Raw genomic sequence first — 23,159 nt, forward strand, 5'->3', positions numbered from 1 at the left:
GCCCCCTCTCATCTGAAACGAGCGGGGTCTGGGGCCTAAGGCCCCAGCGGGGTCCAGGGGCGGAGCCCCTGGTGGGGCGTGGGGCGAACCCCCAAGCCTTCGGCACATATCGCGAAAGGACGCACGATGGCTAATTTGGCGCGCAATGAGACGATCAAGGCGCGGAGTGATTTTCTGCGTGGCACTCTGGCGGATGAGCTGGATGTGCAGGCGTTTGGCGGGTTGGGCGAGGACGATGGCCAGCTCATCAAGTTTCATGGCGTCTATGTGCAGGACGACCGTGATTTGCGGCCGGAGCGCGCCAAGCGGAAGCTGGATCTGGCGTATATGTTCATGGCGCGGCTGCGGGTTCCCGGCGGCGTCCTGACGCCGCGGCAGTATCTGGCGATGGACCGGCTGGCGACCGAGCGCGGCAATGGCACGGTGCGGCTCACCACGCGGCAGACGATTCAGTTTCACGGTGTCATCAAGAGCAACGTGCGCGAGGCGATGCGGGCGATGGACGCTGCTTTGCTCGACACGATCGCGGCGTGCGGCGACGTCAACCGCAACGTGATGGCGGCGTCGAACCCGTATTTGTCGCGCGCGCATGGCGAGGCGGTGGAGGCGGCGCGGCAGTTGTCGGCGCATTTCCTGCCGCGCACGGGGGCGTGGCGCGAGATTTTCATTGGTGACGAGCGGGTGCTTGGCGGCGAGCCGGAGGCGGAGCCGATTTACGGACCGACCTATCTGCCCCGCAAATTCAAGATGACCGTGGCCGTGCCGCCGTCGAACGATGTCGATGTGTTCGCGCATGATCTATCGTTCATCGCGATTGTCGAGGGCGAGACGATCGTCGGCTACAATGTGGTGGCGGGTGGCGGCATGGGCGCCTCGCATGGCGAGCCCGCGACCTATCCGCGGGTGGGTGACGTGATTGGCTATTGCGCGGCGGCGGATCTGATTCCGGTGGCCGAGGCGGTGGTCACAGTGCAGCGCGATTACGGCGACCGCACCAACCGCAAGCACGCCCGACTGAAATACACGATCGACACGCACGGGCTGGAGTGGTTCAAGCGCGAGGTCAACGCGCGGCTGGCGACGCCGCTGGCACCGGCGCGGGATTTCACGTTCACCGGCAATGGGGATGCGCTCGGCTGGCTGACCGATCACGAAGGGCTGCATCACCTCACGCTGTTCATCGAAAACGGCCGGATCGCGGATGTCGGCGAGCGGCGCCTGAAATCGGCACTGGTCGCGATCAATTCGATGCCGGATTTCATCGATCGTGGTGCGATCATCATGACCCCCAACCAGAACATCATCGTTGCGCGCGCGAACGATGCCGAGCGGGCGACAATTGAGCGGATTCTGGCCGAGCATGGCGTCGTGCAGCATGTGTCGGTGTTGCGTGAGGGCGCGATGGCCTGCGTCGCACTGCCGACCTGCGGCCTCGCTTTGGCCGAGAGCGAGCGGTATCTGCCGCATCTGATCACCGCGATCGATGCGCTGCTGGCCGAACATAACCTGTCGGATCAGCGGATGACCGTGCGCATGACCGGCTGCCCGAACGGCTGCGCGCGGCCCTATATTGCCGAGATCGGCCTGGTCGGCCGCAATCCTGGCCGGTACAATCTGCTGCTCGGCGGCGCCGCCGACGGATCGCGGTTGAACACGCTCTACCGCGAAAACGCCGACGAGGCTGAGATCATTGCCGCCCTGTCGCCGCTGTTCGCGCAATTTGCCAAGGATCGTTTGCCCGGCGAGGGATTTGGCGACTACACCAGGCGCGCCGGCATCGTGTGAGGCAGCGCCGCCCGGCGGGTGGCGTCATTTACTGCCCGCCGGCGGGATATAGATCGTTTCCTGCGCGGTAAAGCGGATCGGGATGAGGTGATAGGTCTGTTTGCCGGCGGGTGCCGCGTCGAACGGCGTGGCCTCGATCGCGGCGATCGCTTCGTCATCATCGGTCGCATCGCCCGACGAACGGGCGATGCCGATTTTCGTCAGCTTGCCCTTGGCATCGATGGTGAATTGATAGAACCCGACACGGGCGACGCCGGGCTGTTTCAGCATGGTCGCCTGCGTTTGGTTCACCGCCGCCGCCACACCATCGGAAAGGGGCGGGAACGCGCTGGGGGCGATGAAGTCGCCCTGCCCGGCCCAGGCGGACAGGGGCAGTGCAACAAGGCAGATCAGTAAACGCTTCATCCGGTGGCTCCCGTATCATGACGATGCGCCAGATTACCGGGCGCCATCCGGATTTAGCAACTACTCACTTGACCGGGCATACACCCAGCTTGTTGGGCGTACCGGCCGGGTGAACCTGAGCTGCCAGCGGTGCAGTCCCAAAGCTCGATGGCGGGTTGGTCGGAAAAGCGGTCTTACCGGCGGGATAACAGTTCGACGCCAGAAGATAGGCCATGACCTCGGCGTATTCGCCGGGCTTGAGCGAACCGGGATTATTGAACGGCATGTTCTGCGTCACGATCGTGTTGAGAATCGAGACGGTGTATTTATTGCTCGCCGCGGTTTTCAGGAACTCCGTGCCGGCGATCGCGGGCGCCGCGACGCCCTGCAGATTGGCGCCATGGCAACTGGCGCAATTGGTGGCATATACTGCCTTACCGCTGGCCGCCTGGGCCGCCGTGTAGAGAGCCGGGCTCGCCGCGGTGTGCGCCGCTGCATCGATCAGCAAGGACGGGCGCTTGGCGGGGAGGGTGTCGGCCACCGGCCTGATCATCGCGGGCGCGGCCGCATGTTTCGTGGTGGCTGCCGCCGCATGGGCGGCGCAGTGGTGCTGCACCATCGGTGCCGCGGCAGTGTAGAGAACCAGCATACCATTTTCCTTCTTGACGGATGCGGTGCCTGTCGCCGGAATCGACACGGCACCGGGTTTCACGGCGTGCCAGATTAGCCAGCCGTGATGAAGACCATAACCGACCGCCTTGGGTGCCGCGCAGCCGTTCGCCGTCGGGGCGCCATCCGGCACCGCGAGGCTGGTGTTGGCAATCGCGCCCAGCATGCCGCCGAGCACGTCGTACTGGCTGGTGCGACCCTCCGCGACTTCGAGGTTTTCGAGCGCGCTGGATGATGCGGTCTGAAATGCGTTGAGGCCGCGTGCCTTCACAGCTTCCTGCAGATAGGCGACGGCGGCGAGTTCGTTGACCTGCACGCCGTGCAGCGCGGGGACGTAAGGCGGCGTCGCTGTCTGGTCGAGCAGGGCGTTGACCTGGCCCATCGAGCCGGTGGCATCACCGGGGTTGGGCACATGCGGGTCGAACGCCGGGTCCTTGCTGCCAACGAGCGCATTGATGGCACTCTGCGCCGCCCGGACGTAATTGGCGGGGCCGCTGGTCGTGCCGTTCTCGGCCGCCATAATGGTGGAAATGGCAACCTGGATATCGGCCAGGGCGGCGGCCGCGCGCGCATGCGCCGATGGCGAGGCGGTGGCGGCGAAAGCAGCAGGGGTGGCAAATGCCACCCCTGCGCCCAGGATCAATCCGATCCGGTTCGCCCGCCTCATTTCGAAAGGGTGAACATTGTCAGCATGGTGCCTTTATTGTCTTTCGGCATCGTCGGCAGTTGCTGGTTGCCGGCTGGGCCGGACGCGACCGCGACATACTCGGTGCCGCCCTGGGTAAAGGCGACCGGCGGAGCGATGATCGGCGAACCAGTGTCATAGCTCCACAATTTCTTGCCGCTGTCTCCATCGAACGCGGCGAAATCGCCGTTTTCCATGCCGGTGAACACCAACCCGGTCGAGGTCGAGAGCGCGCCGCCGGCCATCGGCAGTTTTTCCGGCTTGCGCCAGGCGAACACGCCGTTGCTCACGTCGATCGCATTGAGCTGCCCGGTGTTCGGACCGACGAAGGTCGGGAACGCACCGCCGAGGTAGAACTGTCCGGCGATGTAGACCACCGATTTGGTCGATTTCCAGAAGCCGCACTCGTTGCTGCTGGGCAGATAGATCATGTTGGTCTTGGGGTCGTAGGTACCGCCGTTGTATTCGACGCCGCCATTGGTGTTCGGGCAGGCAACGTTGCCTTTCAGGGACGGATCGACCTTCTGGTGATATTGCATGCTGACCTGCAGATGATTGACCAGAGCGCCGGTCTTTGAGTTCAGCAGCCAGAAATTGCCGGCCTTGTCACCATCGGCCACCAGCGGCATCACCTTGCCGTCGACCTTGCCGTTGAACAGCACCGGCGGCATCACCGGATCCCAGTCATGCGTGTCGTGCGGAATGAACTGGTGATACCAGACCAGCTTGGGCTTGGCACCGGAAATATTCAGCGCCACCAGCGAGTCGCTGTAGAGGTTACTGCCTTTGCGGGCCGGGCCGTTGAAATCCGGCTGCGGGTTGCCGGCGTTGGCATAGAGCATGTCGGTTTTCGGATCGATCGCCATCATGGTCCAGACCGCGCCGCCGCCGCGCTTCCAGCTGTCGCCGCTCCAAGTCGAATGACCCTTCTGGCCCGGGCCGGGAACCGCGTTCCACTGCCACAACTCGTCGCCATTGGCGGGGTTATAGGCCGCAACATTGCCAATGCCGCCCCAGTCGCCGTTCGAGACGCCCAGGATCAGCATCGCCTTGCCGGTCTTGGGGTCCTTATAGGGCAGCGGCGCCATGGTGTAGAATGAGTTGGCCGGGTCCTTGACCAGCAGCTTGCTGAATACGACCTTGCCGGTATTCGCATCGAGCGCGATCAGCTTACCATCGAGTGTCGCGATATAGACCTTGCCATCCAGCAGCGCGATGCCGCGGTTGGCGGCGAACGCGATCACATGCGGATTGTCGGAAAACTGCCATTTCAGCTTGCCGGTCTTCACGTCGATTGCGTAGACGTGATCATGCGCGGAGCTGATATAGGCGGTGCCGTGCCAGATGATCGGCGCCGCTTCGATCGGGCCGTTGTCATCGATCTTGAAGGTCCACGCCGGCTTGAGTTTCGTCACGTTGGCCGGCGTGATGTCGTTCAGATCGACATAGCGATCGTTGTTGTAGTTCTTGGCCGGCAGGATCCAGTTCGAATGATCGCCCTGGGTCGAGACGTAATCCTTCAGCGTCGGTGTGGTGGTATTGGCCATGGCACCGGCATAGGCAAGACCGCCGAGGCCGATCGCAAGTGCGGCGCCGGCAATGCCCGCCATGATCGCGCGTTTGCGCCGATGAGTTCTGGTTTTTTCCATTGGGTCCGTTTCCTTCTTTTGAGACGCAGCCTACGGGAAGTCGCCTGATGCGGCGGCCACTCGTTTCACTGGTAACGCTACCATAACGCGAGTGTGATGCAAGAGGGCAAAATTCGATGGGGGGTTGGCGTCAAAACCAGTCACGGGCTGCACCAAATGGCCGCCGGCACGTCACGCGAAGCAAAACCGCCGTCGGCTTGGTCTAAAAAGCGGGCAAAGGACAATCAATACGTGCCCATCCGGAGTCAAAAAGTTTTCTTTGTCATTCGGACGGCGACGAATGACTTCATCTTACTCACGTATTTCTTGTCATGTGAGGCAATTCGAAGCCACAGCATCCGCTGAAATCCGGTCAGCGGCGGTTTTCACCTCCGGCGCCAGGGTCGCAAGCCGGGCGTTGTCCATTCTCATCGCCGGCGCCGTCACACTCAGGCTCGCGACCGGGCGGCCGGCACGATCGAAAATCGGCGCGGCAACGCAGACAATACCGATCTCGTGCTCTTCCCGGTCGAACGCCAGCCCCGCCGTGCGAATCTCGTCGAACGCCGCGCGCAGCAAGTGGCGCGACGTGATGGTGTGCGGCGTATGCTCGGTCAATGTGATCGCGTCGATGATCTCGTCCCGTTCGGCCTGCGGCAGAAACGCCAGAATCGCCTTGCCCACGCCGGTACAGTGCAGCGGCCCGCGCCGCCCGACCGAGGAAAACAGCCGCAGCGTCTTGGGACTCTCGCGCTTGTCGATGTAGATGATCTCGTGCCCGTCCCGAACTGCGAGATGCACGGTTTCGTCGGTGCTGCGCCACAGCGTATCGACATGGCGCGACGCGACCGCCTTCAGATCGATCGATTCCCACGCCCGGTAGGCGAGTTCGAGCAAACCGAGCGCCGGGCGGTATGTGCGGTCGGGCGCGGTGCGGATCAGGCCAGCGGTGACAAGCTCCTGCAGCAGGCGATGCAGCGTTGCCTTCGGCAGGCCGGTCTGCTCCAGCAGGGTCGAAAAACTGGCGGGCGGTTCGCTCATACTCACGCAGCGCAGCAACGCGAAGGCCTTTGCGATGCTGGTCGGCAGATCGGTAATGGGGATGGTCATGGGCACAGAGTAAGCCGGGCCCCTCGCTTGTCAATTCGGAAACAGGTTCCGCGATTTGAAAGCCGGTTGCCTTCCGAAGCGCCGATCGAGCGGATATAGCAGGGGAATGGATGCTCTGATCTCCCGCCTCACCGCCGCGCTGGGGCCAGCCGCCGTTCTGACCGAACCGCACGATATCGCGCCCTATGGCGAGGATTGGCGCGGCCTGTATCGCAACACCCCGCGCGCCGTGCTCCGCCCCGCCGATACCGCGGGCGTTGCCGCCGCCGTGGCGCTGTGCGCGGCCGCCGGCATCGCCATCGTGCCGCAGGGCGGCAACACCTCGATGGTCGCCGGCGGCATTCCGAGCGCGCCGGATGCCGAAATCGTTCTCAGCCTGGCGCGTCTGAACCGCTTGCGCAGTCTCGATCGCGCCGGCCTCACTCTGGTGGTCGAAGCCGGCATGACCCTGCGCGACGCGCAACTGGCCGCCGAGGCGGCGGGCGCGCTGCTGCCGCTCTCGATCAGTTCCGAAGGCAGCGCGCAGATCGGCGGCGTCATCGCGACCAACGCGGGCGGCAACAACACGCTGCGCTTCGGTAACGCGCGCGACCTGGTTCTCGGCCTCGAGGTCGTGCTGCCGGATGGCGCGATCTGGCACGGGCTGCGCGGCCTGCGCAAGGACAACACCGGCTATGCCCTGCGCCATCTGTTCGCCGGATCGGAAGGCACGCTCGGCATCATCACCGCCGCCGTGCTCAAACTATCGCCCGCGCCGCGCGAACGCGCAACCTGCCTGGTCGGTCTCGCCAGCGTCGCCGCCGTGCTCGACCTGTTCGCCCGCTTCCGCGACGAGGACGATGCCGCGCTCTACGCCTTCGAATACATCTCGGGCACCGCGATGGAGATCAATTTGCGGCACATGCCGGATGGCCGTTTGCCGCTCGGCCAATCTGCCGCGCATTACGCGCTGATCGAACTCGCGACCACCCGGCGCAACGCGGCCCTGCGCACCACGATCGAGGCGGTGCTGGGCGATGCACTCGAAGCCGGCCTCATCGAGGATGCCGCCATCGCCCTGTCCGAAGCCCAGCGCCTCGCCTTCTGGGCGCTGCGCGAACACGTCTCGGAATCCCAGAAACGCGAAGGCGCCTCGATCAAGAACGACGTCTCGGTGCCGGTCGCATCAGTGCCCGCGCTGCTCGACCGTGCGGCAACCATGCTCGCCAAAACCTACCCCGACGCACGGATGGCCGCGTTCGGCCATATCGGCGACGGCAATATCCACCTCAACGTCATCACCACCGCCGATCCCGCGGCGCTGATGGCGGATGTCAACGCCATCGTCGCCGACCTCGGCGGCAGTTTCTCGGCCGAACACGGCGTCGGCCTGGTCAAACGCGCAGCGTTCGGGCAGTGGCGCGATGAGACGGAACGGGGGGTGATGCGGCGAATCAAGCTGGCGCTTGATCCAGGCGCGGGGATGGGGCCTGGGAAGCTGTTTTAAGGGAGACTTCTTTTTTATAAAAAAGAAGCAAAAAATTTTTTGACTCTGGGCCATGGGCGTTGGCGGTGCCGACGCCCATGGCCCAGCAAAATAAAAGTTTTTTGGTTCTTTTTTACAAAAAAGAACCCTTCTAAAACCTATACTTCGCCGTCGCCCCCAAAACAAAATTCCGTCCCGGCGAAGGCTCATAATACTGCCCATTATTCGCAGCAACGACGACCGCGCCGACATAGGTCCGGTTGAACAGATTATCGACCCGCGCGAATTCATCGAACCCGAATTTGCCGATCGTCTGGCGAAACCCGCCGGCGATACCTGCGGTGAAATAGCCGGCGGCGTAGGCGGAGTTCTGATTGTCGACATACATCCGGCTCTGCCACTGGCCATCGACCGAGGTATAGAAACCGCTGGCCGGATCATGCCAGCTTACCTCGGTAAAGATGCGCTGCTGCGGCACGCCGGGCAGCGCCTTGCCGGCAATCGCGCTGTGCTGGAAAAACGCCTTCAGCAGCGTGTACGAGCCGTATAATTCGATGTGGTGCGGCAGAAAACTGTCGACACTGGCATCGACACCGTTGCGCCCGGTCTGCCCTTCGTTGGCATAGGCGGTGCGCCCGTTGTTCGAGGACGATACCACGATCTGATTATTGGTATGAATATGAAACGCCGCAACTTGCACATAGGTGCGCGACCCGAGCAGGGATTTGATGCCCGCCTCGTAATTCTGGCTGGTGGTCGGCACCAGGGCGGCGTTGAACCCCGCCTCGCCGTTCGGCAGATAGGCGAGCTGGTCGAGGGTCGGCGTCTCGAACCCTTCGCCATAATCGGCGAACAGATTGGTGGTCGGTGTCAGATGATAGGTCGCGCCCGCGACCAGGCTGGTGTGCGAATAGCTGACCGAACCGGTGTCATTGGTCAGTTTCGGCGTCACGTACAGATCCTGCACGCTGAAATAATCCTGGCTATGCCGCAAACCGGCGTCGAAAATGATGTTCGGCGTCAAATTCGCGTTGATTTGCGCATATTCGGCGATGTTGCGCGCAATATCCTGCTCGTTGCGCCGCAACGCACCGACCGTGCCGTAATTATTCACATAGCCTTTGCGGTGCTGATCCTCATACCCGAAATCGACCCCCGCGACCGCGGTGATCGGCACGCCCGCGATCTGGTCCTTATGCGTAAATCGCGCGCCGACGCCGCCCGATTTGCGCGCGAGATCGACCACCCCGCCGCCGGATGCCGCGAAACTGCCGGTGAACGGCAAATATTGCAGCACGTCGTGGTTCACGTCGTATACCAGCAGGCGGATGCTGTTATCGGCATCGATCCGGTGGCGCATGATGAAGCCGAACTGGAAATGCCGCAGCGATTTGCGGGTGTCGAACTTCACCGCGCCGTTGCCGGCCGCCTGCGGATCGGCATGATATTGCGCCGCCGTCAGCCCGCCGGGATCGAGCGAGCGCGGCTCGTTCAGCGCATCGACCAGCAAGGTATAGCTGGTGTCGGCATCGACCTGCACCCGATACTTGCCGTAAAACTGCTGGCGCCGCGCCGCGCTGTGATCGCGATACCCGCCGGAATAGAAATCCGATGCGTTCATCATGTAGTTGAACGAACCATCGGCGCCGAATTTCCGCGTCCCGCCATAGGATGCGCTGGCCCTCCAACTGCCGTAGCTCGCCGCCAGAATACCGCCGCTCACGGTCGGCACCGCCGGCCCATCCTTGCTGAAAACCTGGATCACGCCACCAGCGGCGTTGCCGTACAGCACCGAAAACGGCCCGCTCAACACCTCGATCCGCGATACGTCGCCGAGATCGATCACCTCCGAATCGCCGGTGCCATCGGGTTGCGTCGCCGGCACGCCATCGATCAGGATCTTGACGTTGCGGGTGCCGAACGCGGTCTGCGCGCCGAACCCGCGCGAGGTGATGCGCACGCCGGTCGCGTAGTTCTGCTGGTTCTGCACATCGATCCCGGGTACCCGGTCGAGGCTTTCCGACAGGTTCTCCTGCTCGTTCGCCGTACGCACCTGCCGGCCCGTTACGGCGTAGATCGAGACCGGCACATCGAAGCTCGACTGGCGGGTGCGCGTTGCGCTGACCACGATCCGCTTGATCGCGATCGCCCCCGGCGAGGGAATGATCACCGGCGGCGCGGTCTGCGCCCAGGCAGCCAGCCCGACGGAACAAAGCGCCGTGCCCGCAAGCAGCGAGACGGCGCCACGCGCCAGCCGTGCCGGCATCAGTAGACGACGACGCTGCGAATGCTCTCGCCTTTGCGCATCAGCTCGAACCCCTCGTTGATCTGTTCGAACGGCAGCACATGCGTGATCAGGTCGTCAATGTTGATTTTGCCATCCATATACCAATCGACGATCTTCGGTACATCGGTCCGGCCGCGCGCGCCGCCGAACGCCGTGCCGCGCCAGTTGCGCCCGGTCACCAGCTGGAACGGCCGCGTCGAAATCTCCTGCCCGGCGCCGGCCACGCCCACGATGATCGAGGTGCCCCAGCCACGATGGCAGCATTCCAGCGCCTGGCGCATCACTTTCACATTGCCGATGCACTCGAAGGAGAAATCGGCCCCGCCGTCGGTCAGGTTGACCAGATAGGGTACCAGATCCTCGCCGATTTCGGACGGGTTGACGAAATGGGTCAGCCCGAATTTCTCAGCCATCGCCTTGCGGCCGTTGTTCAGATCGACGCCGATGATCTTGTCGGCGCCTGCAATCCGCGCGCCCTGGATGACGTTCAGCCCGATGCCGCCTAGGCCGAAAATCACCACATTGTCGCCCGGCTGCACCTTGGCGGTGTTGATCACCGCACCGATGCCGGTCGTCACACCGCAGCCGATGTAGCAGATCTTGTCGAACGGCGCGTCCTCGCGCACCTTGGCCAGCGCGATTTCCGGCAGCACGGTGAAATTCGCGAAGGTCGAGCAGCCCATATAGTGCATCACCGGCTCACCCTCGCAGGAGAAGCGGCTGGTGCCGTCCGGCATCACGCCCTTGCCCTGGGTCGCGCGGATCGCGGTGCACAGATTGGTCTTGCGCGACAGGCACGATTTACATTGCCGGCATTCCGGCGTGTAAAGCGGAATGACGTGATCGCCTTTTTTCAGCGTGGTCACGCCGGGCCCGATATCGACGACGATCCCGGCCCCCTCATGGCCCAGAATCGCCGGGAACAGACCTTCGGGGTCCGCGCCGGACAGCGTGTATTCATCGGTATGGCAGATGCCGGTGGCCTTGATTTCCACCAGCACCTCGCCCGCCTTCGGGCCTTCGAGCTTGACCATGCCGAGGTCGAGCGTCTTGCCTGCTTTCCACGCAATCGCGGCGCGAACGTCCATTATCTTCAGTCCCCCTGTTTAAGCTGCGAGAGCGCCCGAGGCTTTCGCCACACTCGTGGCGATAGCGTCCATCAGCGGCGGCGACAAGCAGTCGTACGGCTCAAGGCCGAGTTCCTTCAACCGCGCGCGGATGCCCGCCATTTCGGCCGGCGGCGTGCCCTGCTCGATCACCGAGGATACGAAAGCGGCGAATTCCGGCGCCGACCAGCCGGTCTCGTCGGACAGTTCGGTGTGGACGAAGTCGAGCCCATAGAACGGATGCGCCTTGTTCTCGATCCGGCCGAACATGTGCACGCCGCACTCGCGGCAGGCATGGCGCTGGATGGTCGCGTTGGGATCGACGATGTGCAGCTTGCCGCCGTTTTCCGTCACATGCACCGCCTCGCGCGGGACGACAGCGATGATCGCGAATTTCGCGCCGGCCGGCTTCCAGCACTTCGAGCAGCCACAGGCATGGTTATGCGCTGTCTGCGCATCGATTTTCACGGCCACCTTGTGGCTGGGGCAATGGCAATGCAGCGTGCCGCCCGCAAAGCCGGACGCGCCTGGTTTGATCCCGTGATCGATCGACGGGTGAAGAGCGATGGGCATGTCTGGTGTTCTCCCGGTTATGTTATGAAAATTGTCGCGACGCGGATCGGCGGCACGATCTCAGTGCTTCGGTGTGCCCTGGTGGACCACCGCAACCGCGCGGGCATCCGTGTATTGGTAGATCGCCTTGATCTGGTGCGGTGTGAAAAATCCCGCCCAGCTCGGCATGCCCTTGGCCTTGACCCCGGTCATGGCGATACTGAGGAACTTGCTCTCGGTCATGCCGTTGTTGAGTGAGTTGCGCAGGTTCGGCGCATAGGAACCACCATCGGCATCCGCGCCGTGGCAACGAAAGCAGTAGGAATTGAACAGTTCGTAGCCCCGGAACACCGTCGGCGTCACTTTATCGGTTCCCTTCTGAAAGATCGGGAAACTGGTGGTGACCGTCTTGCCCTTCACGGTGTAGGTGAATTTCTGCCCCGATGCTGCGCCGCCGGCTGCGGTGGTGCCGGGCTTTTTCAAGGTCAGGATCCAGGAAACGATCTCCTTGGTATCGGCCGCACTCAGCTGCGGGTGCGCCGGCATCGGCACATTGCCCCACGTGCCGACGTGGCCTTTCATGATCGCGTCGCTCAGCGTCGTCTCCGCCCCGCTCTTGCCGGCAAATTTGGCGGCCACCGCATCGAAGGCCGGCCCCACGATTTTCTGGTTGATCGCGTGGCACGAAAAGCAGTCACTGCCCTTGGCCAGCATCTCGCCCTTGGGCATCGCGGCCGCCGTGCCGCTGCCTGAGGTATCCGCCGCGTAGCTGGCCATCGTGACCAGAGCCGCGGCAGCCACGCCAAGCACGCCGGCGCCGACGATGGTGGGGATCGATCTAATCTTCATGCGTCCTGCTCTCATCCAGAAGTTTCAGTTACTGATTCGGAAAATTGACGTGCCGCGGGTTCGCCATCAGCTTGACGTCGTATTTCGCAAGCGTTGCGGCGATTTCGGTCTTGTGCGTGGCAATCACCTTGTCGAGCGCATCCTTCAGGGCCGTATCGTGCTTTCGCACCCCCATCGACATGCCATAGGTGTAGTTCACCGTCGGCAGGCCGGGCCCGTATTCCTCGGATGGTACGCGCGCCATCTGCAGATCGGGGTAATCCTTAAGGAAATCGCCGATAGCGGGCTCCCACGTGATCATCACGCCAACCTTGCCGTCCTGCACCGCCTGCAACAATTCCCGGGGCGAGGCGGTTGGATTGCTGGCGACGTGAAACGGCACCGCATTGCCGATCAGGTCGAGCAGTTTGATCGCGGTTTCGGGCGTCGTATCCTCCTCGAAGCCGATCTTGACCATTTTGAGCGAGACCGAATTCATCGAGCGGATGTGCAGATGCTTATCCTTGCGGGTGATGAACACGTAGGACGACCGGTAATACGGCTTGGTGTAACCGTCTTCGTGATCGCCATACGGCAGGTTCATCACGACATCGCATTTGCGCGCGTCGAGATTTTCGGCGAGGAAATTCGAGTAGCCGCCATGACCGCGATAGCTCGCCCAGGTGTATTCGAGCTTGCGCCCCATCGCCTTGGCGACCAGTTCGGCCACCTTGTTCTCGAAACCCTGTCCGGCGCGGTTCGAGTAGGGCAGGTAATCGGGATCGGCACAGACCCGCAGGACGTGGCTGTTTGCGGCAGGCTCGGCATTGGCGGCAGCGGCGTGCGACACGCCCGCGCCGGCGATGGCCATCGCGCCGAGCATTGCCCAACGAAAAGCCGGATTTTTCATGGTGTTTCACTCCAATCAGACAGTCGGATACACAAGCGGATCGCTCGGGCGGATTGCGCGCCGGACCGCAGGAACCAGACAAACCAAGGCACGGCAAGACAGAAAAAACCAGCCCGGGCAGGGGAACCCGGGCTGGATCGTCAGACGTGATCAGTCCGCACTGGCCACTTTCGAGGGCAGCGCAAACACCATCAACGTACCGCCAAGGTTCGTATAGTCGGTCAGCGTCGCGTTCAGCCCGACCGCGCCAAGACCTGCACTGGCCTTGTGCAGATTGTCGGCCATGCCGATCGCGGCCCAGCCACCCACGCCACTCAGGATCGCAACATACTGCTTGCCATCATGCATGTAGGTGATCGGGTTGCCGATGATGCCCGACGGGGTCTTGAACTGATACAGGATTTTGCCCGTCTTCGCGTCGACCGCACGGAACATGCCCTTCAGCGTGCCATAGAACGCGAGCCCGCCGCCCGTGGTCATCGCACCGCCCCAATCCTGGAACATATCGTGCTGCTGCCACACGGTCTTGCCGGTCACCGGGTTGTAGGCAATGAACCGGCCCCGATAGCCGCCCGGGCCCGGGATCATGTTCACGATCGCACCGACGAACGGGAAGCCTGATTTGTACTTCACGTTGAACGCCTGATAGCTCATGCACAGGTGGTTCAGCGGCGCATAGAACAGTTTGGTCTGCGGATCGTAGGAAACCGGCTGTTCGTCCTTGTCGCCCTGCGAAGCCGGGCAGATGTCTTTCACATCCTTGCCATTGCTGGTCATCTTGGCGGGATCGACGATCGGCTCATTGGTTTTCGGGTCGATCCCCGTCGCCCAGTTCACCGACGGATCGTATTTGTGAATCGCAATCGGCGCGCCGGTTGCGCGGTTCATCACATACGAGAAGCCGTTACGGTCGAAATGCACCAGCGCCGGCACGGTCTTGCCGTGATCATCGACATTGGCGAGCACCATTTCATTGACGCCGTCATAATCCCAGCCGTCGTGCGGGGTCATCTGATAGACCCACTTGGCTTCACCGGTTTCCGGGTTACGCGCCATGATGGTCATCGACCAGCGGTTCTTGCCGGGGCGCTGGCTCGGGTTCCACGTGCCCGGGTTGCCGGTCCCGTAGTACATGAGGTTCAGCTTCGGATCGTACGAAAACCAGCCCCAGGTCGTGCCGCCGCCGACTTTCCACTCATTGCCCTGCCAGGTCTTGATGCTGGAATGCGCGCCGATCGGCTTGCCGGTCGCACCGTTGATGGTGTGTGTGGCGCTCATCAGCATGTCCTTGTTCGGACCTTCGCTGTAGGCGCGCCAGACCTGCTTGCCGGTTTTTGCGTCATAGGCCGTCAGGTAGCCACGTACCCCATATTCACCGCCGGCCACGCCGACGATCACGTTCTTGCCCACCACCATCGGTGCGCCGGTCATGGTCTGGCCATCCTGCGGATGCGCGTTCTTGGCTTGCCACACGACCTTGCCGGTCTTGGCATCGAGTGCGTAGAGCACACCGTCGAGCGCATCGGCATAGACCATGCCGTCGCTGAACGCCGGACCGCGGTTCACCACGTCGCAGCAGGCAACCGGCGGCGCGTTGGAATCATGCGGCGGCTCGAATTTCCAGGCGATCGCGTCCGGATGATTGAGATCGATCGCATACACGTAATTCGGATACGATGTCTCGTAATACATCATGTTGCCGATCACGATCGGCTGCCCTTCCAGGCCGCGATCGGTTCCGGTCGACATCGACCACGCAACCTGCAGATTCTTCACGTTGCTGGTGTTGATCTGTTTCAGCGGGCTGTAGCGCCAGTTATTGTAGGTGCCTGTCGGCATCACCCAGTTGTCGGGGTTCTTCTGCATCGACGTCAGCGAGGTGCTGGCCGGCGTCTGAGCCTGTGCGCCGAGCACGAAGGCGCCGGCACCGATAACGCCCAGCGTCGCCAGCCTGAGCGAACGACTCAGCGACGATCCTCCTAGTTTTGCCATTTAATTTCCTCCAGTTACGCGGCCGCGCCGTCAGGCAAAGTCCGCAAGTCGTTCATTGGGAGCCGGATTTGCCCGGCCGCATTTCCATCAGCAAGGATCATGCCAAAACCACCGCTCGTCGCCCGGGTCACTAACTCCAAGGCGCGCACCCGTTCGACGCCCCTCGCCCATGACAGGTCTGTCACGCAGTCTTCAATCCTGCGTGACAATATGCCCCAAAAGATGTGACACTCTGCTACACTTGCGTGCAGCGGTCGCAATGTTATGTCTGACCGGGAAAAATGGGGAAAACGTCCAGCATGACCCACGCCGCAACGGCAAGATCACCCTGGCTCGATCAGCGCACCCTGAGCCCCGAGGGTCTGGCAGCCGCCAGCCCCCAGCCACGCCCGGTCGCACGACCCGGGTCAGGTGCCGCCGTGCGTCTGCGCGAACCCTATGTTCCGCGTGAAGCCTATATCGAGGCCGCCTGGCAGCGCTGCCGCGATATCTATCATCTTGACCCCGATCATCCGCCGCCAGGCGAGCACATCGGCGGCGCGGCGCTGAAACTGCTCAGAGAAGAGCGCGGCCTGTTCGAGCGGGTCGGCCGGGTCGAAATGCACCGCCTGCTGGGGCAGATCAATCATCAGGTCACCCAATCCGCCGCCCCCTCGCGGTATGTGCTGATGCTGGCGGATGCCTCGGGCGCCATTCTCGATGCGTTTACCGACAGCGCCAACACCGATTGCGCCCGCACCGCCAATATGGCACCGGGGTTTCTCTGGAACGAGCGCCACGCTGGCGTCAACGGCCCGGGCACCTGCCTGCACGATCGCCGCGCCCGTGTCGTACATCGCGAAGACCATTATTTCACCCGCAACAGCCGCATGACCTGCTCGGCCGCGCCGATCTGGGGTGCGAACGGCACCTTGCTCGGCGTGCTCGACGCCTCCTCCCTCGATTGCGACGACAGCCGCGCCGCCCAGGTGCCCACCATCGCTCTGGTCAGCATGTCGGCCCGCATCATCGAACAGATGCACTTCACCCATAGCTATCGCGACTGTCTGATCCTGCGCTTTCACGAGCGCCCCGAACTGGTCGGCCTGCCCTACGACAGCCTGTTGGCGATCGACGAGCACGGCACCATCCGCGCCGTCGACAGCACGGTGCCCGGCCAGCTCGGCAAAGCCGACCACACCGCCCTGCTCGGCCGCAGCGTCGCCGAATTGTTCGATCTCACGACCGATCGCCTGTTCGAACACGCCGAAGCCGAACCCTTCGCGATCTGGCCGATCGCGCATGGCGCCGACCGCCATGGCTTCGCCAGTATCTGGCCCGCCAAACAGGTCCGCCCGCGCGCCCGCGCCGGCCTGCCCGGCAGCACCGCGCAATCCGGCAGCGGCAAGTCCAGCGCGGCACCGCGCGCCATCGCCAGGCCGCAACGGCCCGCCACCCCTCCGCTCGCCCGCTTCGCCGGCACCGACCCCGTGATGGCCGACAACGTCTGGCGTGCCGAGCGCGTGATGAACCGCGACATCAACATCCTCCTGCTCGGCGAGACCGGCACCGGCAAGGACAGTTTCGCCCGCGCCATCCACCGCGCCAGCGAGCGCCACGCCCAACCCTTCATCGCGATGAGCTGCGCCGCCATCCCCGAACAGCTCATCGAGAGCGAATTGTTCGGCTACGAGGCCGGCGCCTTCACCGGGGCCCGCACCGGCGGCATGCGCGGCAAGGCGCTCGCCGCCCACGGCGGCACCCTGTTCCTCGATGAAATCGGCGACATGCCGCTCTCCATCCAGGCCCGCCTGCTGCGCCTGCTCGAAGAGAAGGAGATCGTCCCGCTCGGCAGTTCGACGCCAATCCCCGTCGATATCCGCGTCATCAGCGCCACCCACCGCGACCTCGAAGCCCTGGTCGCCAGCAACGATTTCCGGATGGATCTGTTCTACCGCCTCAATGGCGTCACCCTCACCATGCCGCCCCTGCGCGCCCGCGCCGATCGCGCCGCCCTGATCGAGCAGATCTGCCGCGAGGAAGCCTCGAGCGACATGACCATCGCGCCGGACGCCACGCGCGATCTGCTGGCCCATGACTGGCCCGGCAACATCCGCGAACTACGCAACACGCTGCGCACTGCCATCGCCTTCGCCGAAGGCGGCATCATCGAACGCAGCCACCTGCCGCGGCTGCACAACACGGCGGCACCCAAGCCGTCCCTGCCTGCCACCATACCGGTGACCCCGCCGGACGAACGCGCCCATATCGTCGAGACGCTGGAACAACACCATTGGCGCATCGCAGCCTCCGCCGCCGCCCTCGGCATCAGCCGCAACACGCTCTATCGCAAAATGCACCGCTACGGGCTGATGGCCGATGGCACCTGACGGCGCGGCACGCCCGGCCGATCTTACCCGGCCGGATCGGGGTGCAGGTCGATCCGCAGCGCCTGCAACAACCCATCCCCCTGGCTCTGTGTGATCTTCAGCCGCGCAAAACTGGCGAGCGAGAGCAGATTGAGCGCGCCAAGATCACCACCCCGCACATCGGCGCCGGCCAGCGCCATCCCCGTCGTGATCGCCCCGGTGAAATCACCGCCGCTCAGATCGGCATCGGTGAAATCGACCCCGCCCAGATCCGCCTCGCGAAACCGGCAGCGCGCGAGATCGCACCCGGGCAGGCGCGCATCGGCGAGCTCCGCGAAATCGAAATTGCAATCATTGAACACCGCGCGGGTCACCACGTTCTTGCGGCCGATCGCGCGGCTGAAATCGGCCTGATGCAGCCGCGCGCCGCGCAAATTGCAACCATGCATCTCGATCGCATGCAGATCGCTGCGCTCGAAGACCGCAAAAGATAAATCGCACCGCCGGAACCGCGCATTGCGCAAATCCGCGAACGCAAACCGCGACCCGACCGGCGGATCGCCCGGCACGGTGAACCGGCATTCCTCGAAGCCCGCATCGCGCAGCACCGTCCGGGCAAATCCGCAGCGGGCAAACTGGCACCGCTCGAACCGCGCGCCGGTAAAATCGGCCGCACCGAAATCGGTATCCGCAAACTGGCAGTCGATGAAATGCGCATCCTCACAGACGGCGTCACCCCAATCGATCGACCGCAGGGTCTCGCCGCTGATCGTTCTGCGGTCGTTTATTGCGGCCATTACGTCGGCGAGGGTCATGGGTGTGGGGCGGAAGGAAAAAAGAAGTTCTTTTTGAAAAAAGAACCAAAAACTTTTATTCGTTTGGTCCGTGCTGGTGATACCGGCACGGACTCAAAAACGGAAAGTTTTTTGGTTCTTTTTTGCAAAAAAGAACCGCTTGCCTTCACTTACAGGCCATCACCGCCCGCCGCGCCATCACCCCCACCAGATGCGCCCGATACGCCGTCCCGGCATGGATATCGCCGTTCATCAGGCTCTCCGGCGTCGTCACATCCTTCAGCGCATCGGCGGTGAAGGATTGATCGAGCGCCGCCTCCATCGCCGCATGGCGGAACACGCCGTCATTGCCCGCGCCCGTCACCGCAACCCGCGCGCCCTCGGCGGTCTTGGCGACGAACACCCCTACCATCGCATAGCGCGAAGCCGGGTTTGGGAATTTGGCATAGGCCGCCTTTTCCGGGATCGGAAACGACACTTCAGTGATCAACTCGTCCGGCTCCAGCGCCGTGGTGAACATGCCCTGGAAATAATCCGCCGCCGCAATGCGGCGCCTGCTCGTCACGATCGTTGCCCCCAGCGCCAGCACCGCCGACGGATAGCACGCCGACGGGTCGTTATTGGCGAGCGACCCGCCGATCGTGCCGCGATAACGCACCTGCCGGTCACCAATGTTGCCGGCCAGCGTCGCCAGCGCCGGAATCGCGCTCGCCACCTCGGATGACATCGCCACTTCACGATGCGTCGTCATCGCCTTAATCACCAGCGCATTGCCCTCGCGCCGGATGCCGGTCAGGCCGAGACCCGCCAGATCGACCACCGCACTCGGCTTCGCCAGGCGCTGCTTGAGCACGGGAATGAACGTCATGCCGCCCGCCAGCGCCTTCGCCTCCGCATCGGCGCCGAGCGCCTTGACGGCATCGTCGATCGCGCCCGGCTTGTGATATTCAAAATCATACATCGCTCTGTCTCCTTTACTCGGCGGCCATGCGCGGCGCGCCCGCATTGATGATCGACCATATCTTCTGCGGCGTCGCCGGCATATCGATATGGCTCACGCCATAATCGCGCAACGCATCGACCACCGCATTGATCACCGCCGGCGGGCTGCCGATGGCGCCGACTTCGCCGACTCCCTTGGCGCCGAGCGGGTTATGGGTGCACAGGGTCGATTCCGTGCCGACATGGATATTCACGACATTGTCCGCCCGCGGCATGGTGTAATCCATCAGCGACCCCGACAGCAGCTGCCCGGTCTCGTCATAGATCGCATGTTCCAGCAGCGCCTGCCCGATCCCCTGGGTGACGCCGCCATGCACCTGACCGTGCACGATCATCGGATTGATCACCCGCCCGATATCATCCACCGCGGTGAACCCGATCAACTGCACCACACCGGTATCGGGGTCGATCTCGACCTCGCAGATATGGCAGCCACCCGGAAAGGTGAAGTTCTTCGGATCATAGAACGCCGTCTCGTCGAGCCCGGGCTCGACCTCCTCGATCGGGTAGTTATGTGGCACATAGGCCGTAATCGCGATTTCGGCGAAGCTCTTCGACTTGTCGGTGCCGGCGACGGTGAATTTGCCGTCCTTGAACTCGATGTCGTCGACCGCCGCCTCCATCAGATGTGCCGCGATCTTCTTGCCCTTGGCGATGATTTTATCCATCGCCTTGACCATCGCCGAACCACCGACCGCGAGCGACCGGCTGCCATACGTGCCCATGCCGAACGGGATTTTGGCGGTATCGCCATGCACCACCTCGACACTTTCGAACGGCACGCCCAACTGGTCCGCCACCAGCTGCGCGAATGTGGTTTCATGCCCCTGGCCATGGCTGTGCGTGCCGGTGAACACCGTGACCGATCCGGTCGGGTGCACCCGCACATTCGCCACCTCATACAGCCCGGCCCGCGCGCCGAGCGCGCCCGCCACCGCCGAAGGCGCGATGCCGCACGCCTCGAGATAGGTCGACATGCCGATGCCGCGCAGCTTGCCCCGTTTGGCCGCCGCCGCCCGCCGCGCCTCGAACCCGTTCCAGTCCGCAATCTCCATGCAGCGCGCCAGCGTCGCCTCGTGGTTGCCGCTGTCATACATCAGCGCAACCGGCGTCTGGTACGGATAGGCATCGATCGGAATGAAGTTCCGCCGGCGGATCGCCACCCGGTCCATCCCCATTTCCTTCGCCGCGACATCGACCAGCCGCTCCAGCAGAAACGTCGTCTCCGGCCGGCCCGCACCACGATACGCATCGACCGGCACGGTATTGGTGAACACCGCCTTCACCTCACCGTAAATCGCGGGCGTGGTATAAACCCCGGCCAGCAGCGTCGCGGACAAATAGGTCGGCACCGATGGCGCGAATGTCGACAGATACGCCCCCATGTTCGCCATCGTGTTCACCCGCAGCCCGAGAAACTTGCCATCCTCGGCCAGCGCCAGCTCGGCGTGGGTGATATGATCGCGCCCATGCGCATCCGTAATAAACGCCTCGCCGCGCCCGCAGGTCCATTTCACGGGCCGGTTGATCTGCGCGGCCGCCCAGGTCACCGCCGCTTCCTCGATGTAATGGAAAATCTTCGCGCCGAACCCGCCGCCGACATCGGGTGCCACCACCCGCAATTTATGCTCGGGGATCTGCAGCACGAACGCACCCATCAGCAGCCGGATCACATGCGGATTCTGGCTCGTGGTATACAGCGTGTGCTCGCCCGATGATTGATCGAAATCACCGATCGCGGCGCGCGGCTCCATCGGGTTCGGGATCAACCGGTTGTTCACCACATCGATCCTGGCCACTTTGAACGCGGTCGCGAACGCCGCATCCACCGCGGCCTTGTCGCCGATATGCCAATCGAAACAAATATTGCCCGCCGCCGCGTCGTGCACCAGCGCGGCCCCCGGCGCGGTCGCCGCCCGCATCTCGGAGACCGCCGGCAAGGATTCGATGTCGATCACCAGCGCCTCGGCGGCATCCTTCGCCTGCTCGGTGGTCTCGGCAATCACCATCGCGATCGCATCGCCCACGTAGCGCACCTTGCCTTGCGCCAGAATCGGGTGCGGCGGCTCGACCATCGGTGAGCCGTCCTTGCTGTGCAACTGCCAGCCGCACGGCACGCCGCCGATGCCCGCCTTGGCGATATCCTCGCCGGTATAGATCGCAACCACCCCCGGCATCGCAGCGGCCGCCGCGGTATCGATCGATTTGATCACGCCATGCGCCACATCGGAGCGCTTGAAATACGCATAGGCCTGACCCGGACGATTGATATCGTCGGTATAGCGGCCCTTGCCGGACAGAAACCGGTGATCCTCGGTGCGCTTCGGCGAATCACCGATGCCACCCTTGATGATCACCGGATTTGACAGATCGTTCATGGATACGCTCCCGTTTTATTGAACCCGCGCCGAACGATACCGGCGCGGCAGCACCCAGCCGCTCTTTTATTCGGCGGCTTGTGGCATTTGCTTGTCGTGCATCAGCGGCCAGGCCGCCGCGATCGCCTTGACGATATTATGATAGCCGGTGCAGCGGCAGATATTGCCCTCCAGACCCTCGCGGATCTGCTGCTCGGTCAGACCATCGGGGTGGCTTTCGACCAGATCGATCCCGCTCATCACCATGCCCGGCGTGCAGAAGCCGCACTGCAGACCGTGATGCTCGCGGAACATCTCCTGCATCGGGTGCAGCGTGCCATCGGCCGCCGCGAGCCCTTCGATCGTGATGACCTGCGCGCCCTCGGCCTGGACCGCGAGCATGGTGCACGATTTCACCGATTTGCCGTCGACCGACACCACACACGCGCCACACTGGCTGGTGTCGCAGCCGACATGAGTGCCGGTCAGATGCAGGTGGTCGCGCAGCAGCTCGACAAGCAGCGTCCGTGACTCGACCTCGGCATGCGCTGCCTTGCCGTTCACCGTGAGATTGATTTGGGCCATTGGTTCCTCCTGGCTGATCGCCTCATGATGATGGCGCGGCAACGGTTTGGTCAAGAGCGGTATACCCCGGCAAAGCCGGTCGAACCAGTTTTTGAAACAATGTCTTCACAGTTTTTTGCGGGCAAACAACCTTCCTCCTCATTTTTGGACCGCCCAACCAGCCGCTCGGCCGAGCCGAAGCCTTTCCGCGCGCGCACCGGGCTGGTATCGAACGCGCGTGGCATCCCTCCCCTCCCCCATCGCCTTTCTTACCGCCCGTCTGCCCGCGCGCCATCGCGCCGCCGGCGGCGAGTTCCTGCGTTTCGGCCTGGTCGGTGCCCTCGGCTTCTGCCTCGACGTCGCCTTCGTCTACGCCCTGATCCCCAGCCTCGGTCTCTACGGCGCCGGCGCCGTCGCTTATTTCATCGTCGCAAGCATCAACTGGGCGCTGAACCGCCTGTGGACCTTCGGCCACCGCACCCACCGTGCCGCCCACACGCAGTGGTTGCGCTTCCTCGCGGTCAATCTGCTCGGCTTCATTCTCAACCGGGGCGCGTACTCCCTGCTGCTCGCCCTGTTCGTCCTGCCGCGCCACTACCCCATCCTCGCCGTCGCAGCCGGGGCCGCATCTGGCTTTTTGGTCAATTTTTTGCTTTCGCGCCGCCTCGTTTTCGGTTAACTCCATAAAACCTC

Annotated in this window: 19 protein-coding genes; 4 read left to right on the forward strand and 15 right to left on the reverse strand. The window is 63.3% G+C overall.

Going from position 1 to position 23,159, the window contains the following annotated elements; genetic code table 11:
* Window positions 1-126: 126 nt before the first annotated feature.
* Window positions 127-1,785 carry an NADPH-dependent assimilatory sulfite reductase hemoprotein subunit gene (locus tag AruPA_RS03085; protein ID WP_265634955.1) on the forward strand — a complete coding sequence of 553 codons (1,659 nt, stop codon included), beginning with the start codon at window positions 127-129 and terminating at the stop codon, window positions 1,783-1,785.
* A 24-nt stretch (window positions 1,786-1,809) separates the two neighbouring features.
* Here the strand turns inward: AruPA_RS03085 and AruPA_RS03090 are convergent, their stop codons facing one another.
* The 4 genes from AruPA_RS03090 to AruPA_RS03105 form a co-directional block, all read right to left on the reverse strand.
* Window positions 1,810-2,190 (reverse strand): energy transducer TonB, encoded by a 381-nt coding sequence (locus AruPA_RS03090; protein ID WP_265634956.1) that lies wholly within the window; start codon window positions 2,188-2,190, stop codon window positions 1,810-1,812.
* Window positions 2,191-2,254: 64 nt separating this feature from the next.
* On the reverse strand, window positions 2,255-3,505 hold the full coding sequence (locus AruPA_RS03095) for a c-type cytochrome (RefSeq protein ID WP_265634957.1): 1,251 nt from the start codon (window positions 3,503-3,505) through the stop codon (window positions 2,255-2,257).
* The gene (locus AruPA_RS03100; protein ID WP_265634958.1) at window positions 3,502-5,172 is read right to left on the reverse strand and encodes a PQQ-binding-like beta-propeller repeat protein; all 1,671 of its coding nucleotides are present in this window, start codon (window positions 5,170-5,172) and stop codon (window positions 3,502-3,504) included. The genes AruPA_RS03095 and AruPA_RS03100 overlap by 4 nt, the downstream gene beginning before the upstream one ends.
* 309 nt (window positions 5,173-5,481) lie before the next feature.
* On the reverse strand, window positions 5,482-6,261 hold the full coding sequence (locus AruPA_RS03105) for an IclR family transcriptional regulator (protein ID WP_265634959.1): 780 nt from the start codon (window positions 6,259-6,261) through the stop codon (window positions 5,482-5,484).
* Between the two features lie 106 nt (window positions 6,262-6,367).
* Between AruPA_RS03105 and AruPA_RS03110 the strand changes: the two genes are divergently transcribed.
* Window positions 6,368-7,747 carry an FAD-binding oxidoreductase gene (locus tag AruPA_RS03110; RefSeq protein ID WP_265634961.1) on the forward strand — a complete coding sequence of 460 codons (1,380 nt, stop codon included), beginning with the start codon at window positions 6,368-6,370 and terminating at the stop codon, window positions 7,745-7,747.
* A 130-nt stretch (window positions 7,748-7,877) separates the two neighbouring features.
* Here the strand turns inward: AruPA_RS03110 and AruPA_RS03115 are convergent, their stop codons facing one another.
* The 6 genes from AruPA_RS03115 to AruPA_RS03140 all read right to left on the reverse strand — a co-directional run bounded on the left by AruPA_RS03115 (window position 7,878) and on the right by AruPA_RS03140 (window position 15,401).
* Entirely contained in the window at window positions 7,878-9,992 is a 2,115-nt protein-coding gene (locus tag AruPA_RS03115; RefSeq protein ID WP_265634963.1) for a TonB-dependent receptor, read from the reverse strand.
* The gene (locus AruPA_RS03120) at window positions 9,992-11,101 is read right to left on the reverse strand and encodes an S-(hydroxymethyl)glutathione dehydrogenase/class III alcohol dehydrogenase (RefSeq protein WP_265634964.1); all 1,110 of its coding nucleotides are present in this window, start codon (window positions 11,099-11,101) and stop codon (window positions 9,992-9,994) included. The genes AruPA_RS03115 and AruPA_RS03120 overlap by 1 nt, the downstream gene beginning before the upstream one ends.
* Window positions 11,102-11,119: 18 nt before the next feature.
* On the reverse strand, window positions 11,120-11,692 hold the full coding sequence (gfa, locus tag AruPA_RS03125) for an S-(hydroxymethyl)glutathione synthase (protein ID WP_265634967.1): 573 nt from the start codon (window positions 11,690-11,692) through the stop codon (window positions 11,120-11,122).
* Window positions 11,693-11,752: 60 nt separating this feature from the next.
* Window positions 11,753-12,520, reverse strand: coding sequence for a c-type cytochrome (locus AruPA_RS03130; protein ID WP_265634969.1), 768 nt, complete (start codon window positions 12,518-12,520; stop codon window positions 11,753-11,755).
* 28 nt (window positions 12,521-12,548) lie between these two features.
* The gene (locus AruPA_RS03135; protein WP_265634970.1) at window positions 12,549-13,409 is read right to left on the reverse strand and encodes a transporter substrate-binding domain-containing protein; all 861 of its coding nucleotides are present in this window, start codon (window positions 13,407-13,409) and stop codon (window positions 12,549-12,551) included.
* A 150-nt stretch (window positions 13,410-13,559) separates the two neighbouring features.
* On the reverse strand, window positions 13,560-15,401 hold the full coding sequence (locus AruPA_RS03140; RefSeq protein WP_265634971.1) for a methanol/ethanol family PQQ-dependent dehydrogenase: 1,842 nt from the start codon (window positions 15,399-15,401) through the stop codon (window positions 13,560-13,562).
* Between the two features lie 299 nt (window positions 15,402-15,700).
* Between AruPA_RS03140 and AruPA_RS03145 the strand changes: the two genes are divergently transcribed.
* The gene (locus tag AruPA_RS03145) at window positions 15,701-17,770 is read left to right on the forward strand and encodes a sigma-54-dependent Fis family transcriptional regulator (protein ID WP_265634972.1); all 2,070 of its coding nucleotides are present in this window, start codon (window positions 15,701-15,703) and stop codon (window positions 17,768-17,770) included.
* Window positions 17,771-17,793: 23 nt separating this feature from the next.
* Here the strand turns inward: AruPA_RS03145 and AruPA_RS03150 are convergent, their stop codons facing one another.
* From AruPA_RS03150 to AruPA_RS03170, 5 genes are all read right to left on the reverse strand, one after another.
* A complete protein-coding gene (locus tag AruPA_RS03150) occupies window positions 17,794-18,564 on the reverse strand; it encodes a pentapeptide repeat-containing protein (protein ID WP_265634974.1) in 771 nt (256 codons plus the stop codon).
* A gap of 145 nt (window positions 18,565-18,709) precedes the next feature.
* On the reverse strand, window positions 18,710-19,504 hold the full coding sequence (locus AruPA_RS03155) for a xanthine dehydrogenase family protein subunit M (protein WP_265634975.1): 795 nt from the start codon (window positions 19,502-19,504) through the stop codon (window positions 18,710-18,712).
* 13 nt (window positions 19,505-19,517) lie between these two features.
* Window positions 19,518-21,923 (reverse strand): xanthine dehydrogenase family protein molybdopterin-binding subunit, encoded by a 2,406-nt coding sequence (locus AruPA_RS03160; RefSeq protein WP_265634976.1) that lies wholly within the window; start codon window positions 21,921-21,923, stop codon window positions 19,518-19,520.
* 66 nt (window positions 21,924-21,989) lie between these two features.
* Complete coding sequence (locus AruPA_RS03165; RefSeq protein WP_265634978.1) at window positions 21,990-22,487, reverse strand: (2Fe-2S)-binding protein; 498 nt, start codon at window positions 22,485-22,487, stop codon at window positions 21,990-21,992.
* 50 nt (window positions 22,488-22,537) lie between these two features.
* Window positions 22,538-22,711 carry a hypothetical protein gene (locus AruPA_RS03170; protein ID WP_265634979.1) on the reverse strand — a complete coding sequence of 58 codons (174 nt, stop codon included), beginning with the start codon at window positions 22,709-22,711 and terminating at the stop codon, window positions 22,538-22,540.
* On the opposite strand from AruPA_RS03170, the gene AruPA_RS03175 reads away from it, so the two are divergent.
* A complete protein-coding gene (locus tag AruPA_RS03175; RefSeq protein WP_265634981.1) occupies window positions 22,705-23,145 on the forward strand; it encodes a GtrA family protein in 441 nt (146 codons plus the stop codon). The two genes, AruPA_RS03170 and AruPA_RS03175, sit on opposite strands and share 7 nt — an antisense overlap.
* The last annotated feature ends 14 nt before the right edge of the window (window positions 23,146-23,159 follow it).

The organism is Acidiphilium sp. PA (assembly GCF_026191915.1).
Taxonomy (GTDB): domain Bacteria; phylum Pseudomonadota; class Alphaproteobacteria; order Acetobacterales; family Acetobacteraceae; genus Acidiphilium.

What these genes read in the sequence shown, in the direction of transcription:
- AruPA_RS03085 (WP_265634955.1), top strand. Translation starts at nt 127, where the DNA reads ATGGCTAATTTGGCGCGCAATGAGACGATCAAGGCGCGGAGTGATTTT.
- AruPA_RS03090 (WP_265634956.1), bottom strand. Translation starts at nt 2,190, where the DNA reads ATGAAGCGTTTACTGATCTGCCTTGTTGCACTGCCCCTGTCCGCCTGG.
- AruPA_RS03095 (WP_265634957.1), bottom strand. Translation starts at nt 3,505, where the DNA reads ATGAGGCGGGCGAACCGGATCGGATTGATCCTGGGCGCAGGGGTGGCA.
- AruPA_RS03100 (WP_265634958.1), bottom strand. Translation starts at nt 5,172, where the DNA reads ATGGAAAAAACCAGAACTCATCGGCGCAAACGCGCGATCATGGCGGGC.
- AruPA_RS03105 (WP_265634959.1), bottom strand. Translation starts at nt 6,261, where the DNA reads ATGACCATCCCCATTACCGATCTGCCGACCAGCATCGCAAAGGCCTTC.
- AruPA_RS03110 (WP_265634961.1), top strand. Translation starts at nt 6,368, where the DNA reads ATGGATGCTCTGATCTCCCGCCTCACCGCCGCGCTGGGGCCAGCCGCC.
- AruPA_RS03115 (WP_265634963.1), bottom strand. Translation starts at nt 9,992, where the DNA reads ATGCCGGCACGGCTGGCGCGTGGCGCCGTCTCGCTGCTTGCGGGCACG.
- AruPA_RS03120 (WP_265634964.1), bottom strand. Translation starts at nt 11,101, where the DNA reads ATGGACGTTCGCGCCGCGATTGCGTGGAAAGCAGGCAAGACGCTCGAC.
- gfa (WP_265634967.1), bottom strand. Translation starts at nt 11,692, where the DNA reads ATGCCCATCGCTCTTCACCCGTCGATCGATCACGGGATCAAACCAGGC.
- AruPA_RS03130 (WP_265634969.1), bottom strand. Translation starts at nt 12,520, where the DNA reads ATGAAGATTAGATCGATCCCCACCATCGTCGGCGCCGGCGTGCTTGGC.
- AruPA_RS03135 (WP_265634970.1), bottom strand. Translation starts at nt 13,409, where the DNA reads ATGAAAAATCCGGCTTTTCGTTGGGCAATGCTCGGCGCGATGGCCATC.
- AruPA_RS03140 (WP_265634971.1), bottom strand. Translation starts at nt 15,401, where the DNA reads ATGGCAAAACTAGGAGGATCGTCGCTGAGTCGTTCGCTCAGGCTGGCG.
- AruPA_RS03145 (WP_265634972.1), top strand. Translation starts at nt 15,701, where the DNA reads ATGACCCACGCCGCAACGGCAAGATCACCCTGGCTCGATCAGCGCACC.
- AruPA_RS03150 (WP_265634974.1), bottom strand. Translation starts at nt 18,564, where the DNA reads ATGACCCTCGCCGACGTAATGGCCGCAATAAACGACCGCAGAACGATC.
- AruPA_RS03155 (WP_265634975.1), bottom strand. Translation starts at nt 19,504, where the DNA reads ATGTATGATTTTGAATATCACAAGCCGGGCGCGATCGACGATGCCGTC.
- AruPA_RS03160 (WP_265634976.1), bottom strand. Translation starts at nt 21,923, where the DNA reads ATGAACGATCTGTCAAATCCGGTGATCATCAAGGGTGGCATCGGTGAT.
- AruPA_RS03165 (WP_265634978.1), bottom strand. Translation starts at nt 22,487, where the DNA reads ATGGCCCAAATCAATCTCACGGTGAACGGCAAGGCAGCGCATGCCGAG.
- AruPA_RS03170 (WP_265634979.1), bottom strand. Translation starts at nt 22,711, where the DNA reads ATGCCACGCGCGTTCGATACCAGCCCGGTGCGCGCGCGGAAAGGCTTC.